At 59.9% G+C, this 14,222-nt stretch carries 16 protein-coding genes and 1 pseudogene; 13 read left to right on the top strand and 4 right to left on the bottom strand.

Annotated elements, in window-relative coordinates; translation table 11 throughout:
- Nucleotides 1-75: 75 nt before the first annotated feature.
- From murJ to ispH, 6 genes are all read left to right on the top strand, one after another.
- Nucleotides 76-1,614, top strand: coding sequence for a murein biosynthesis integral membrane protein MurJ (gene murJ, locus ACA048_RS25350; RefSeq protein WP_497626766.1), 1,539 nt, complete (start codon nt 76-78; stop codon nt 1,612-1,614).
- Nucleotides 1,615-1,742: 128 nt separating this feature from the next.
- Nucleotides 1,743-2,693, top strand: coding sequence for a bifunctional riboflavin kinase/FAD synthetase (ribF, locus tag ACA048_RS25345; RefSeq protein ID WP_223515504.1), 951 nt, complete (start codon nt 1,743-1,745; stop codon nt 2,691-2,693).
- A complete protein-coding gene (gene ileS, locus ACA048_RS25340; protein WP_497626764.1) occupies nt 2,694-5,525 on the top strand; it encodes an isoleucine--tRNA ligase in 2,832 nt (943 codons plus the stop codon). It begins immediately after the preceding gene.
- A complete protein-coding gene (gene lspA / locus ACA048_RS25335) occupies nt 5,518-6,030 on the top strand; it encodes a signal peptidase II (protein WP_497626763.1) in 513 nt (170 codons plus the stop codon). Before ileS ends, lspA begins: the two co-directional genes overlap by 8 nt.
- 7 nt (nt 6,031-6,037) lie before the next feature.
- Nucleotides 6,038-6,475, top strand: a complete 438-nt coding sequence (gene fkpB, locus ACA048_RS25330; protein WP_174602658.1) for an FKBP-type peptidyl-prolyl cis-trans isomerase — start codon at nt 6,038-6,040, stop codon at nt 6,473-6,475.
- 171 nt (nt 6,476-6,646) lie between these two features.
- On the top strand, nt 6,647-7,594 hold the full coding sequence (ispH, locus tag ACA048_RS25325; protein ID WP_033054296.1) for a 4-hydroxy-3-methylbut-2-enyl diphosphate reductase: 948 nt from the start codon (nt 6,647-6,649) through the stop codon (nt 7,592-7,594).
- Here the strand turns inward: ispH and ACA048_RS25320 are convergent.
- Nucleotides 7,563-8,114, bottom strand: coding sequence for a GspH/FimT family pseudopilin (locus ACA048_RS25320; protein WP_497626762.1), 552 nt, complete (start codon nt 8,112-8,114; stop codon nt 7,563-7,565). The two genes, ispH and ACA048_RS25320, sit on opposite strands and share 32 nt — an antisense overlap.
- A gap of 130 nt (nt 8,115-8,244) precedes the next feature.
- Here ACA048_RS25320 and ACA048_RS25315 point away from each other — a divergent pair, with 130 nt between their 5' ends.
- The 7 genes from ACA048_RS25315 to thiO are packed head-to-tail and all read left to right on the top strand — an operon-like array spanning nt 8,245 to nt 12,343.
- On the top strand, nt 8,245-8,718 hold the full coding sequence (locus ACA048_RS25315) for a pilus assembly FimT family protein (protein ID WP_497626761.1): 474 nt from the start codon (nt 8,245-8,247) through the stop codon (nt 8,716-8,718).
- Nucleotides 8,715-9,164: a type IV pilus modification protein PilV gene (gene pilV / locus ACA048_RS25310; protein ID WP_497626760.1), complete on the top strand. Its 450-nt coding sequence runs from the start codon at nt 8,715-8,717 to the stop codon at nt 9,162-9,164. The genes ACA048_RS25315 and pilV overlap by 4 nt, the downstream gene beginning before the upstream one ends.
- Nucleotides 9,161-9,868, top strand: coding sequence for a PilW family protein (locus ACA048_RS25305; protein WP_497626759.1), 708 nt, complete (start codon nt 9,161-9,163; stop codon nt 9,866-9,868). Before pilV ends, ACA048_RS25305 begins: the two co-directional genes overlap by 4 nt.
- An 11-nt stretch (nt 9,869-9,879) precedes the next feature.
- On the top strand, nt 9,880-10,359 hold the full coding sequence (locus ACA048_RS25300) for a pilus assembly PilX family protein (protein WP_497626758.1): 480 nt from the start codon (nt 9,880-9,882) through the stop codon (nt 10,357-10,359).
- Nucleotides 10,346-10,768 carry a hypothetical protein gene (locus ACA048_RS25295; protein WP_497626757.1) on the top strand — a complete coding sequence of 141 codons (423 nt, stop codon included), beginning with the start codon at nt 10,346-10,348 and terminating at the stop codon, nt 10,766-10,768. Before ACA048_RS25300 ends, ACA048_RS25295 begins: the two co-directional genes overlap by 14 nt.
- 14 nt (nt 10,769-10,782) lie before the next feature.
- Entirely contained in the window at nt 10,783-11,184 is a 402-nt protein-coding gene (locus tag ACA048_RS25290) for a type IV pilin protein (RefSeq protein WP_497626756.1), read from the top strand.
- Between the two features lie 58 nt (nt 11,185-11,242).
- Entirely contained in the window at nt 11,243-12,343 is a 1,101-nt protein-coding gene (gene thiO / locus ACA048_RS25285; protein ID WP_497626755.1) for a glycine oxidase ThiO, read from the top strand.
- A gap of 21 nt (nt 12,344-12,364) precedes the next feature.
- Here the strand turns inward: thiO and ACA048_RS25280 are convergent, their stop codons facing one another.
- From ACA048_RS25280 to ACA048_RS25270, 3 genes and pseudogenes are all read right to left on the bottom strand, one after another.
- A complete protein-coding gene (locus ACA048_RS25280; RefSeq protein ID WP_497626754.1) occupies nt 12,365-13,702 on the bottom strand; it encodes a sigma-54-dependent transcriptional regulator in 1,338 nt (445 codons plus the stop codon).
- 53 nt (nt 13,703-13,755) lie between these two features.
- Nucleotides 13,756-13,941, bottom strand: a pseudogene (locus ACA048_RS25275) (PAS domain-containing sensor histidine kinase); the annotation flags it as partial.
- Between the two features lie 7 nt (nt 13,942-13,948).
- Nucleotides 13,949-14,176: a PP0621 family protein gene (locus ACA048_RS25270; protein ID WP_497626753.1), complete on the bottom strand. Its 228-nt coding sequence runs from the start codon at nt 14,174-14,176 to the stop codon at nt 13,949-13,951.
- Between the last annotated feature and the right edge of the window lie 46 nt (nt 14,177-14,222).

Raw genomic sequence — 14,222 nt, 5'->3', positions numbered from 1 at the left:
CTGCTGCGGCGCGGAGTATCGCATAAGTAGGCGCTTTGTTCGCCTGCTGTTTATCGACAGGCACAAACTCTTTCAATGAATCTGCTCAAATCGTTGGCCGCCGTCAGCTCTATCACGATGATTTCCCGGGTTTTGGGGTTTGTTCGTGACACGCTTATTGCACGCACATTTGGTGCCGGGATGGCGACGGACGCCTTCTTTATCGCCTTCAAACTGCCCAATCTGCTGCGGCGGATCTTCGCCGAGGGGGCGTTTTCCCAGGCTTTCGTGCCGATTCTGGCCGAATACAAAAGCCAGAAGGGTGAGGAGGCGACGCGAACGTTTGTTGCGTACGTCTCGGGCCTGCTGACGCTGGTGCTGGCCCTGGTTACGGTATTGGGGATGATTGCTGCACCCTGGGTCATCTGGGCGACCGCGCCGGGATTTACCAATACACCGGAAAAGTTCGAGCTGACCTCCAGCCTGTTGCGGGTGACCTTTCCCTACATCTTGTTGATCTCCCTGTCGTCCCTGGCTGGTGCGATCCTCAATACATACAACCGTTTTTCAGTGCCGGCCTTTGTGCCGACTCTGCTAAACGTCAGCATGATCGTTTTTTCGCTGTTCCTGACTCCGTATTTCGATCCACCGGTCATGGCGTTGGGCTGGGCGGTTCTGGTGGGTGGTCTGGCGCAATTGCTCTATCAGCTGCCGCACCTGAAAAAGATCGGCATGCTCGTGTTGCCACGCCTGAACCTGCGTGACAGCGGCGTCTGGCGGGTCATGAAACAGATGCTGCCGGCGATTCTCGGCGTGTCCGTGAGCCAGATTTCGCTGATCATCAACACTATTTTCGCGTCGTTCCTGGTGGCCGGTTCGGTGTCCTGGATGTACTACGCCGACCGTTTGATGGAATTGCCGTCCGGTGTATTGGGCGTGGCGTTGGGCACGATTCTGTTGCCCACACTGGCCAAAACCTACGCCAGCAAGGATCGTCACGAATATTCGCGCATCCTCGATTGGGGGCTGCGCCTGTGCTTCGTGCTGGTGTTGCCGTGTGCGCTGGCGCTGGGGATTCTGGCTGAGCCGCTGACCGTCTCGCTGTTCCAGTACGGCCAGTTCAGCGCCTTCGATGCGTCGATGACGCAACGGGCGTTGATCGCTTATTCGGTCGGGTTGCTGGGCATTATCGTGATCAAAGTGCTGGCGCCGGGCTTTTATGCGCAACAAAACATCCGTACGCCGGTGAAAATTGCAATTTTCACCCTGGTGGTGACTCAGTTATTCAACTTGATGTTGATCGGTCCACTGGCCCATGCCGGTCTGGCACTGGCCATCAGTGCCGGTGCCTGCCTCAACGCCGGGTTATTGTTCTATCAGTTGCGCAAGCAGCAGATGTACCAGCCGCAACCGGGTTGGGCAAAGTTCGGCGCCAAGCTCGTCATCGCCGTGTTGGTGATGTCTGCGGTGTTGCTGGTCGGGATGCACTTTATGCCGGCGTGGGATCAGGGGCATATGCTGGAGCGGTTCCTGCGCCTTGGCGCTTTGGTCGCGGCCGGTATCGTCTCTTATTTCGGGATGTTGCTGCTGATGGGCTTCCGTTTGCGCGACTTTAATCGCAAGGCACTGAGTTGAGGTTGCGGCCTCGATAAACACGGGCGAGCCGGTGGTTTTGTCGGCTCGATCACTTTGGTTACGGTGTTGCCTGTCGTCGGCCGCCGGGTGTGGTTATAATCGACCACTTTATGAGCAAGAAGCGCGTTATGCAGCTGGTTCGAGGCCTCCAAAATCTGCGCCCCCAGCATCGGGGCTGTGTCGCCACTATTGGCAACTTTGACGGTGTTCACCGTGGTCACCAGGCTATCCTGGCGCGGCTGCGTGAACGTGCGCTCGAGTTGGGCGTGCCCAGCTGCGTGGTGATTTTTGAGCCGCAGCCCCGAGAATTTTTCGCCCCGGACACGGCTCCTGCCCGACTGGCCCGGTTGCGGGACAAACTGCAACTGCTGGCCGACGAAGGTGTCGACCGCGTCCTGTGCCTGGCCTTCAACCAGCGGCTGAGCAAGCTCAGCGCCAGTGAATTCGTTGATACCATTCTGGTCGACGGCCTTGGCGTGCAGCACCTTGAGGTCGGTGACGACTTCCGCTTCGGCTGCGACCGCGTAGGAGATTTCGATTTCCTGCAACAAGCCGGCATCGTTCAGGGCTTTACCGTCGAAGCGGCGCAAACCGTCGAGCTGGACGGCATTCGGGTCAGCAGCACTCAGGTCCGCAATGCTCTGGCCGCTGCCGATTTTGCCTTGGCCGAGCGACTGCTCGGGCGACCGTTCCAGATTACCGGGCGAGTGCTGCACGGCCAGAAGCTGGCGCGCCAGTTGGGTACGCGCACGGCCAACATACAACTCAAGCGCCGTCGCGTGCCGCTGACCGGGGTTTACCTGGTCAACGTCGACATCGACGGCAAGACCTGGCCAGGTGTCGCCAATATCGGCGTGCGGCCAACGGTTCAAGGTGATGGCAAAGCCCACCTCGAAGTGCATCTTTTAGATTTTGCCGGCGATCTGTATGACCGGCGTTTGACGGTGGTCTTCCACCACAAGCTGCGTGAAGAGCAGCGTTTCGCCTCTCTGGAGGCGCTTAAGACGGCGATCAATGCGGATGTCGCCGCCGCCCGTGCCCTGTCGCACCTAGCGCCAATCGCTAATGAAGAGCCTTAAATGACCGACTATAAAGCCACGCTAAACCTTCCGGACACCGCCTTCCCAATGAAGGCCGGCCTGCCACAGCGCGAACCGCAGATTCTGCAGCGCTGGGACAGTATTGGCCTGTACGGTAAGTTGCGCGAGATTGGCAAGGATCGTCCGAAGTTCGTCCTGCACGACGGTCCTCCGTACGCCAACGGCACGATTCACATCGGTCATGCGCTGAACAAGATTCTCAAGGACATGATCATTCGCTCGAAGACCCTGTCGGGTTTCGACGCGCCTTATGTGCCGGGTTGGGACTGCCACGGTCTGCCGATCGAGCACAAAGTCGAAGTGACCCACGGCAAGAACCTGGGCGCGGACAAGACCCGCGAACTGTGTCGTGCCTACGCCACCGAGCAGATCGAAGGTCAGAAATCCGAATTCATCCGTCTGGGCGTGTTGGGCGACTTCGCCAACCCGTACAAGACCATGGACTTCAAGAACGAGGCCGGTGAAATCCGCGCCTTGGCTGAAATCGTCAAAGGCGGTTTCGTGTTCAAAGGCCTCAAGCCTGTGAACTGGTGCTTCGACTGCGGTTCGGCCCTGGCTGAAGCGGAAGTCGAGTACGAGAACAAGAAATCCTCGACCATCGACGTAGCCTTCCCGATTGCCGACGAAGCCAATCTGGCTGCCGCTTTCGGTCTGCCATCGCTGGCCAAACCGGCTTCGATCGTGATCTGGACCACCACCCCGTGGACCATCCCCGCCAACCAGGCGCTGAACGTTCACCCGGAATTCAACTACGCCCTGGTCGATGTCGGCGACAAACTGCTGGTGCTGGCTGAAGAGCTGGTCGAGTCGTGCCTGGCGCGTTACAGCCTGGAAGGTTCGGTCATCGCGACCACCACCGGTAAACAACTGGAACTGATCAATTTCCGTCACCCGTTCTACGATCGCCTGTCGCCGGTTTACCTGGCCGAGTACGTTGAACTGGGCGCCGGCACGGGCGTGGTTCACTCCGCTCCGGCCTACGGCGTGGACGACTTCGTGACCTGCAAGAAATACGGCATGGTCAACGATGACATCCTCAATCCGGTACAAAGCAACGGCGTATACGCGACGTCGCTGGAATTCTTTGGTGGCCAGTTCATCTGGAAGGCCAACCCGGCCATCGTCGACAAGCTGACTGAAGTCGGCGCGCTGTTGCACACCACCATCATCGAACACAGCTACATGCACTGCTGGCGTCACAAGACCCCGCTGATCTACCGCGCCACCGCGCAGTGGTTCATCGGCATGGACAAAGAGCCTGTGACCGGCGACACCCTGCGCAAGCGGGCGATCAAAGCCATCGAAGACACCAGGTTCGTTCCAACCTGGGGCCAGGCGCGCCTGCATTCGATGATCGCCAACCGTCCGGACTGGTGCATCTCCCGTCAGCGCAACTGGGGTGTGCCGATCCCGTTCTTCCTGAACAAGGAAAGCGGCGAACTGCACCCACGCACCGCCGAACTGATGGAAGAAGTCGCCAAGCGCGTCGAAGTCGAAGGCATCGAAGCCTGGTTCAAGATGGACGCTGCTGAACTGCTGGGTGATGAAGCGCCGCAGTACGACAAGATCAGCGACACCCTGGACGTCTGGTTCGATTCGGGCACCACGCACTGGCACGTCCTGCGCGGTTCGCACCCGATGGGCCACGAAACCGGTCCACGCGCCGACCTGTACCTGGAAGGCTCGGACCAGCACCGTGGCTGGTTCCACTCGTCGTTGCTGACCGGTTGCGCCATCGACAATCACGCGCCGTACCGCGAACTGCTGACCCACGGCTTCACTGTTGATGAGTCCGGTCGCAAGATGTCGAAATCGCTGGGCAACGTGATTGCACCGCAAAAGGTCAATGACACCCTGGGCGCCGACATCATGCGTCTGTGGGTGGCTTCCACCGATTACTCGGGTGAAATGGCGGTTTCCGAGCAGATCCTGCAACGCAGTGCGGACGCCTACCGGCGTATCCGTAACACCGCGCGCTTCCTGCTCTCGAACCTGACCGGCTTCAACCCGGCCACTGACATCCTGCCGGCAGAGGACATGCTCGCGCTGGATCGTTGGGCCGTGGACCGCACGCTGCTGCTGCAACGTGAGCTGCAAGAGCACTACGGCGAGTACCGTTTCTGGAACGTGTACTCCAAGATCCACAACTTCTGCGTGCAAGAGTTGGGCGGTTTCTACCTCGACATCATCAAGGACCGTCAGTACACCACTGGCGCCAACAGCAAGGCCCGCCGTTCGGCGCAAACCGCGCTGTATCACATCTCTGAAGCGCTGGTGCGCTGGATCGCACCGATCCTCGCGTTCACTGCTGACGAACTGTGGGAATACCTGCCGGGCGAGCGTAACGAATCGGTGATGCTCAACACCTGGTACGAAGGCTTGACCGAGCTGCCGGAAGGCGTCGAGCTGGACCGCGCCTACTGGGAGCGGATCATGGCCGTCAAAGTGGCCGTCAACAAAGAAATGGAAATCCAGCGCGCGGCCAAGGCCGTCGGTGGCAACCTGCAAGCCGAAGTGACGCTGTTCGCCGAAGAAGCGCTGAGCGCCGACCTGGCCAAGCTGAGCAACGAACTGCGCTTCGTGTTGATCACTTCGACCGCAACCCTCGCACCATTCGTGCAGGCACCGGCCGATGCCGTGGTCACCGAAGTCAGCGGTTTGAAGCTGCAAGTGGTCAAGTCGAGCCACGCCAAGTGCGCCCGTTGCTGGCATTGCCGTGAAGACGTCGGCGTGAACCCGGAGCATCCGGAAATCTGCGGTCGTTGCGTCGACAACATCAGCGGCGCTGGCGAGGTCCGTCACTATGCCTAATGCCGTTGGCCGTTTCGGACGGCTGAGCTGGCTCTGGTTGAGTTTGCTGGTCCTGGTCATCGACCAGGCCAGCAAGTTCTACTTCGAAGACAGGCTCGAGATGTTCCAGCAAATCGTGGTGATCCCCGATTTGTTCAGTTGGACCCTGGCCTACAACACCGGCGCGGCGTTCAGCTTCCTGGCCGACAGCTCCGGCTGGCAGCGCTGGTTGTTTGCCCTGATCGCGGTGGTGGTCAGTGCGGTGCTGGTGGTGTGGCTCAAGCGTCTGGGGCGCAACGAAACCTGGCTGGCTGTCGCCTTGGCGTTAGTGCTGGGCGGTGCGCTGGGCAACTTGTATGACCGCATTGCCCTGGGCCATGTGATCGATTTCATTCTGGTGCATTGGCAGAACCGCTGGTATTTCCCGGCGTTCAACGTTGCCGACAGCGCAATCACGGTGGGTGCCGTGATGCTGGCACTGGATATGTTCAAAACCAAGAAGACCGGAGAAACCGTTCATGACTGAACAGGTATTGGCTGAGCAACGCATCCGCCAGAACACGGAAGTCACCTTGCACTTTGCACTGCGCCTGGAGAACGGCGACACCGTCGACAGCACCTTCGACAAAGCCCCGGCGACCTTTCAGGTCGGCGACGGCAACCTGTTGCCAGGTTTCGAAGCGGCACTGTTCGGCTTCAAGGCGGGCGACAAGCGTACGCTGACCATTCAGCCGGAAAACGCTTTCGGCCAGCCGAACCCGCAGAACGTACAGATCATCCCGCGTTCACAGTTCAAGGACATGGACCTTTCGCCGGGTTTGCTGGTGATCTTCAACGATGCGGCGAATACTGAGCTGCCTGGCGTGGTGAAAGAATTCGATGACGAGCAAGTGACCATCGACTTCAACCACCCGCTGGCTGGCAAGACATTGACCTTTGACGTCGAGATCATCAGCGTCAAATCGCTGTAACTGACCGAACACGGTCCAGTGTAGGAGCAGAGCTTGCTGCGGGCGGCGTTCCGTCGATGGCGTCATCACATTCAACATCAATGTCGATTGACCCACCGCTTTCGCGAGCAAGCTCTGCTCCTACAGGGTTGTAATGATCTAATTTCTTGCGCGCAAGACACGAGGCACAGCATGCAAATCAAACTCGCCAACCCCCGTGGCTTCTGCGCCGGTGTGGACCGTGCGATCGAAATCGTCAACCGCGCCCTGGAAGTGTTCGGGCCGCCGATCTATGTGCGCCACGAAGTGGTCCACAACAAGTTCGTCGTCGAAGACCTGCGTGCTCGCGGGGCGATCTTCGTTGAGGAACTGGATCAGGTGCCGGATGACGTCATCGTGATCTTCAGTGCCCACGGTGTTTCCCAAGCCGTACGCACCGAAGCTGCAGGTCGTGGCCTGAAGGTGTTCGACGCTACCTGTCCCCTGGTGACAAAGGTACACATCGAAGTTGCACGCTACAGCCGCGACGGCCGTGAATGCATCCTCATCGGCCACGCCGGTCATCCGGAAGTCGAAGGCACCATGGGCCAGTACGATGGCAGCAACGGTGGCGCGATCTATCTGGTCGAAGACGAGAAAGACGTCGCCGCCTTGCAGGTCAACAACCCTGAAAAACTGGCGTTCGTGACCCAGACCACTCTGTCCATGGACGACACCAGTCGCGTGATCGACGCACTGCGTACGCGCTTCCCGGCGATTGGTGGCCCGCGCAAGGACGACATCTGCTATGCCACGCAAAACCGTCAGGACGCCGTCAAGCAACTGGCCGACGAATGCGACGTGGTGCTGGTGGTCGGCAGCCCGAACAGCTCCAACTCCAATCGTTTGCGTGAGCTGGCCGAACGCATGGCCACCCCGGCGTACCTGATCGACGGCGCCGAAGACCTGCAAAAGAGCTGGTTTGACGGTGTCGAGCGTATCGGCATTACCGCCGGCGCTTCTGCTCCGGAAGTGTTGGTGCGTGGGGTGATCCAGCAATTGCAGGCCTGGGGTGCTACCGGTGCCGATGAGCTGGCCGGTCGCGAGGAGAACATCACGTTCTCCATGCCTAAAGAGCTGCGCGTGCGCTCGCTGCTCTGAGTTCTTTCCCTTCCGCGCATAACGCCTGTTCAGCCTTGTCGCTGCGCAGGCTGACGCGACCGCTCGAGGCCAGCACCACCTGGTACTGGCTCACCGGTTCGCGGGTGGCGCAAATGTGTAATGTCCCCGATTGAAAGCCGCCATGTACCGGTTCGCCCAAGTGGCTGAATCGCACGGAAGTCCTGACAAATTTATTGCCGACAATCGGCACTCGAGTGCCACTTTGGTGCTCGGTCAGCAGTGGATTGCTGATGTCCTCATAGCCCTTGCCGCTTACATCCAGAACGATCCGCCAGCCTTGGCTCCAGTCATCGTTAATACTGTGAATGACCACCGTCTGGTTTCGCGTGATTGCTTCGCTCCTTGCGCTGCGCAAACCGCCGACAAGTGACTTCGCTACGTCCTCACGATGGTTCGATTCCGTCAGCGCCGCGAACGCCGGGCTGACCAAGTGCAGAACAATTGCGGCAATCGCCAGTCCCATAAGCAATTCGATCAGGCTGAAACCTTGCTGACGCATGATATTTCCCTCCTTGGGGAGTTGTGCCTCGAGCAATCCCTGCCCGAGGAATGGCCAATCAACCACGCCTTGGCGATCGAATGTTGTGGTGTGCAAAAGCAGGTATAGCCGAGGGCGTCAGAGGACACCGATGGATCATCGTACAAAAGGTTTCACGCTGATCGAGTTGCTGGTCGCCATGGCGATCTTTCTGCTCTTGATCACGCTGGCAGTCCCGGCGTTTACCCGTTCGACGCAAATGACCAGGGCCGATACCGAGATCGGTGATCTGCAGCGCGGCCTGAATTTCGCCCGACTGGCGGCGATTGATCGTGGGGTGACCACGCGGCTGCGCCCGACGGCGGGCGGCAGCATCTGGACCGGGGAATTGACGGTCTATGACGATACTGGCACGCCGGCCAATGTATTGCGGGCTGTTCCAGCGCTGAGCGGCGGCGCGACTCTGACGCTACCCTCAGGCGTGACCGCCATCGATTTCAACAGTTTGGGCGCGTTGTCGTCGCCGTCCACGGCGGTGCTGATCAGCTATGTGCGGGGCACGCAAAGCAGGACGCTGAGCGTGTGCCTGAACGGACGAATTTTATCGGGTGGGGATTGCGGATGAGGCAATGGAGCAAGCCTGCACAGGAAGGTATGACGTTGATCGAGGTTTTGGTGGCGTTGTTGATACTGAGCGTAGGGCTATTGGGAGCGGCGGCGCTGCAACTCAATGCGCTGAAGTACACCGACAGTGCGCGGATGACCACTCAGGCCAGTTTTATCGCCTACGACATGATGGACCGCATTCGTGCCAACGCTGGCGCCGACTACACCGTGACGCCACCGACCTCGGGCAACCTGAGCGTCGCCCGGGACCAGGACCTTTACGACTTCACCAGCAACATCGTCAACTTCGGCGGCCCGACGGCGACCGGCAGCGTCACCCTCAATCAGCGCGTGTACACCATCACCATCACCTGGGACGACTCGCGGGCGGCCAAAGTCGCCGATTATCGGCGTAGCTTCGTGCTTACCAGTCGAGCGACCGTCGACCCGGTGACGAAACCATGAGCCGTTTCAATCGAGGGTTCGGCCTGATCGAAATGCTGATCGCCCTGGCATTGAGCCTGATCGTGGTGCTGGGCGTGGTACAGGTTTTCATTGCGGCCAAAAACACCTACCTCAGTCAGAACAGCGCAGCCGCGATGCAAGAAGACGCGCGCTTTGTCCTGAGCAAGATGATTCAGGAAATCCGCATGGTCGGCATGTTCGGTTGCCTGGGAACGATCACTGATGCCACTGCGGCGGGTGACTTCAAGGCCAGCCAGCTCACGCCGATCAGCTGGGACAATGCCCGGTTGACGCTGGTGACAGCGGATGTCGGCAGCCATGGCGGCGAGCCAACATGGACGGTGGTTTCCGATTGTCGAAACACTGCCACGGCCCACACCGCCCGGCATTCCCCTGCGTCGGGACAGTTGGCCTTTCCGATCCGGCGCACGATTTACAGCTTCAAGAATAACCAGCTGACGATGGGCATTGGCCAAGGTAAGCCGCGCCAGCAGCCGCTGGTGGACAACGTCAGCGCCTTCGACGTCAGCTTCGGCCTCGCCAGCTCCAATACTGACCTGGCCGCGTCCAGTTACAGCAGTACCCCAACAGACCCGGCCCGCATTCGCAGTGTTCGCCTGACACTGACCCTCTACGACCCGCACCACCGCGTGAGCGATCAAACTTTCAACGTGGTTGCCGCTCTGCGCAACCGCTTGCCATGAGGGGAGGGTCGATGAGTTGTATTTCTGTGGCCGCTCGCGGGCAACGCGGCATGGCCTTGCTGGTCAGCCTGGTGTTCCTGCTGGTACTGACACTCATCGGTATTTCATCCATGCAGAGCGCCACCCTGCAGGAGAAAATGGCCGGCAGCGTGAGCGTGCGTAATCAGTCGTTCCAGGGCGCCGAAGCGGCGCTACGCGTCGGCGAAAGCGCGGTGCAACTCGACAGCTATTCGTTGGCCGTGTGCAACGGCACCCGTCGGTGCGCGCCGCCAGCGGAGTCGTCGAGCCTCAAGGTCGCCGGGTTCAATTCCGCTTCGGGGGTGACCTGGGTCGCCTCCGGCAATGGCTTTTATGGTGTGCAAAACATCGGCATCAGCCGGACTGCTGTGAATGTGCCGATCAACACGCCGGCCACGTTGTACCGGGTCACGGCGATAGGCATCGTGGGCAACTCGCGCAGCGTAGTGGAGAGCATTTATGCGAAGTACTGAACGGCGGTTTGGCGTTCGGCCCCTGCTATGCGCTACTGTTCTGGCGTTGTGCCTGCCGGCATCAGCCTATTGCTTTACGCCGCCGGATTCGCCGGCCCCGAATCGCAATCGTTGCCTGGCCAGTGGTTACTGGTACGGCTTTTATAGCGACAAACCGGGCCGCAAGCCCATCTGCCTGAAGCTGCCCGATGGGTTCAGCGTTAAGATGCTCGACAGCAACGGCGATGGGGTTGTGGATAACCCCGACTCGATTTCCAGTGGGGTGATCTTTATCGGCGATAATCCAGGCCCGGATGACGCCGATAGCGCTGCGGCCGGCGACGTGAACGATTCCAGCAGTGGCATCACCCCAGTGGTGGAAAAACCTGGCGGCGGCAGCCGTCGCATTATGTGGCGACAAATTCAGTAAGTGAGAGTTGAGGCATGCACAGATTCAACCGCGGTTTTACCCTGATCGAAATCATGATCGTGATTGCGATCATCGGGATTGTCCTGACCATTGCTGCCCCGAGCTTCACCGAGTACATGAACAAGGGCCGCCGTACCGAAGTGGCTGGACTACTCTCCGAACAAGCGCAGGTCCTGGAGCGCTTCTACTCGCAGAAAAATGTGTACACCGACGCGACAGGCCTCAGTGCCGGCAATGACTACTACACCATTGTCCCGACGCTGACCGACCAGACCTTCCTGCTGACGGCGGTGCGCAAGGCTGGCACGAGCATGGCCACGGATAAATGCGGTGATTTGACCGTCACCAACACCGGTGTGCTGAGCATGGTCAATGCAACGTCCGGCCTGACCAGCAAAGATTGCTGGGGGCGTTGAGTTTCTTCTTTTCGGGCGCCTTTTGCGCCCGCTGTCTATTTAACGGTTGGATCAGAACATGACCAGGCAACAGCAAGTGGTGATTGTCGGCGGCGGTGTGATTGGTTTGCTGACGGCGTTCAATCTCGCGTCCGAAGTGCACAGTATTGTGCTGCTGGATCGCTCGAGCGTGGGCCAGGAGTCGTCCTGGGCCGGTGGCGGCATCGTCTCGCCGCTTTATCCGTGGCGCTACAGCCCGGCAGTGACCGCGCTGGCCCATTGGTCGCAGGATTTTTATCCACAGCTGGGCGAGCGACTTTTTGCCGCGACCGGCGTTGATCCTGAAGTACACACCACCGGCCTGTACTGGCTGGATCTGGACGACGAGGCCGAAGCGCTGGCCTGGGCGGCCCGTGAAAATCGTCCGTTGCGCGCGGTGGATATCTGCGCTGCGCACGACGCGGTGCCCGTGCTGGGGAGCGGTTTCTCCCGGGCGATCTACATGGACGACGTCGCCAACGTCCGCAACCCGCGCCTGGTGAAGTCGCTCAAGGCGGCGTTGCTGGCGCTGCCGAACGTGACCATTCATGAGCAGTGTGAAGTCAGCGGCTTCATTCGCGAGGCCGATCAAGTTGTCGGTGTGCAGACCACGGCCGGCGCTATTCGCGGCGATCAAGTGGTCCTGACCGCGGGTGCCTGGAGCGGCGACTTGCTCAAGAGTCTCGATCTGGCGCTGCCGGTCGAACCGGTGAAGGGGCAGATGATTCTCTATAAGTGTGCGGCGGACTTTTTGCCGAGCATGGTCCTGGCCAAGGGGCGTTACGCGATTCCGCGACGCGATGGGCACATTCTGATTGGCAGCACGCTGGAGCATGAAGGCTTCGACAAGACTCCGACTGAGTCAGCCCTGGAGAGCCTGAAGGCATCGGCGGTGGAGTTGATTCCGGCACTGGCCGACGCCGAAGTGGTCGGGCATTGGGCCGGTTTGCGCCCGGGGTCGCCAGAAGGCATTCCGTATATCGGTCGGGTGCCGGGGGTTGAGGGGCTTTGGCTCAACTGCGGGCATTACCGCAACGGTCTGGTGCTGGCGCCGGCGTCGTGTCAGTTGTTTGCTGATGTGATGCTGGGAAGGGCGCCAATTATTGATCCGGCGCCGTATGCGCCTGCCGGGCGGATCTGATCTAAGGCCTTTTCAAAAGGCTCAGTCCAGGCCTAACTTTTTAAGTCGATAACGCATCGATCTGAAAGACAGATTCAACCGCTGAGCCGCCGCCGTGCGGTTCCAGCGAGTTTCCTCCAGTGCCTGGAGTAGCAGTTGGCGTTCGACGTTTTCCAGGTATGCCTCCAGATTGTCGATTTGCGTGAGGTCCGGCACGCCGCATTCAGCGGCACAGTTGCCTTCGGCCAGACGCAGGTCGCTGGCCTCAATCTGCTTGTTCTCGCACAAGGTATGAGCCCGTTCGAGCATGTTCTCCAACTCGCGTACGTTGCCCGGAAAGCGATAGCTTTTCAGTGCATCGAGGGCCTGCGGGTGAAGTTTTGCGACGGGTTGACCGGTGTCTGCGGCCAGGCGCTTGAGCATATGGCTGGCCAGTATTTCGATGTCGTCGCGCCGCTCGCGCAAGGGCGGCACGCGGAGTTCGATCACGTTCAGGCGGTAGTACAGATCCTGACGGAAACGTTCGGCGGCCACTTCGGCATCCAAGTGTTTGTGCGTTGCGCAGAGGACGCGCACGTCGACCATCACTTCCTGCTGCCCGCCGACGCTGCGCACGGCTTTCTCTTGAATCGCCCGCAGCAGTTTCACCTGCATCGCCAGCGGCAAATCAGCCACTTCATCGAGAAACAGTGTGCCTCCATGAGCCGCCTGGAAAAGGCCGGGTTTATCCTCGATGGCTCCACTGAAGCTGCCTTTGCGATGGCCGAAAAACTCGCTCTCCATTAACTCCGAGGGAATTGCTCCGCAGTTGATCGGGATGAATGGCTGCCTGGCTCGGGGGCCTTGATCATGGATCAGCCGCGCAACCAGCTCTTTTCCGCTGCCGGACTCGCCGCTGATGTACACCGGTGCCTGACTGCGAGCCAGTTTGGCGATGTGTTTGCGCAAGTTACGCATGGGCACCGAGTCACCCAGCAAGCGGCGCCGGATCGCCATGTCGGGGGCAGGCAGCAGCAGGGCGCGGGTGACCATGTCCCGCAGGCGAGGGAGATCCACCGGTTTTGTGAGGAAGTCGAAGGCGCCCGCCTTGATCGCGTTGATCGCCGTGTCGAGGCAGCCATGGGCGGTGATCATGGCGACCGGGACTTGCGGGTAGCGATGCTGAATGTGCTGCACCAGCTCTAGGCCGGTTCCACCCGGCAGGCGCAGGTCGGTCAGGCACAGATCGAATGCATGGCGTTTCAGCAGGGCTAGCGCCTCAGTGATATTTCGGGCACTGAACGTGTCGAGCTTCATCCGCCCCAGGGTGACTTCCAGGAGTTCGCGGATGTCCGGTTCGTCGTCGACGATCAGGACTTTTTGCCGTGGGTCGATCTTCAACAGTGTTTCCGTCCGTGAGCGAAAGTGCTGCGCAAGCAGCTGCCATCCTGGCGTGGGTTGAAGTCTCGGCGGACCTGGTTGCGTTCGCGCAGCTTGCGGGACAGTTGCAGGAGGTTTTCGATTACCCGATTCATTGGCTGAGCGTGGTCTTGAGTAATCTGCGTCAGACGTCGATCTGCGTTGTTCAGTTCCTCCGGCTGGCGCAATACCTGCGCGGCATGACCAATGGCTGCCGACGGTCAGCAGTTACTTTGAATCCTTGCCTTGCTCAAGGTGCGCCTGGCTGCAGTACCACTGTTGATCGAGTTTCAGCGCGCGGTCGCGGGGCAGGTGCACGCCGCATTGCGCGCAGCGGACCATTGGCGCCGCTTCCAGCTCGGCAGGGGACTTGGGCGCGGATGCCTGGCCCTTGTACTTGCGCCAGAACCACACCGCGGCGGCAATCACGGCGATCCAGAATAATAAACGAAGCATGGTGAGCTGCTTTTTGATTGATGAACCGGCAGTTTAGCCAAGGTCA

The organism is Pseudomonas sp. LBUM1659, assembly GCF_059716045.1.
This window is presented reverse-complemented; position numbering and strand designations above follow the sequence as displayed.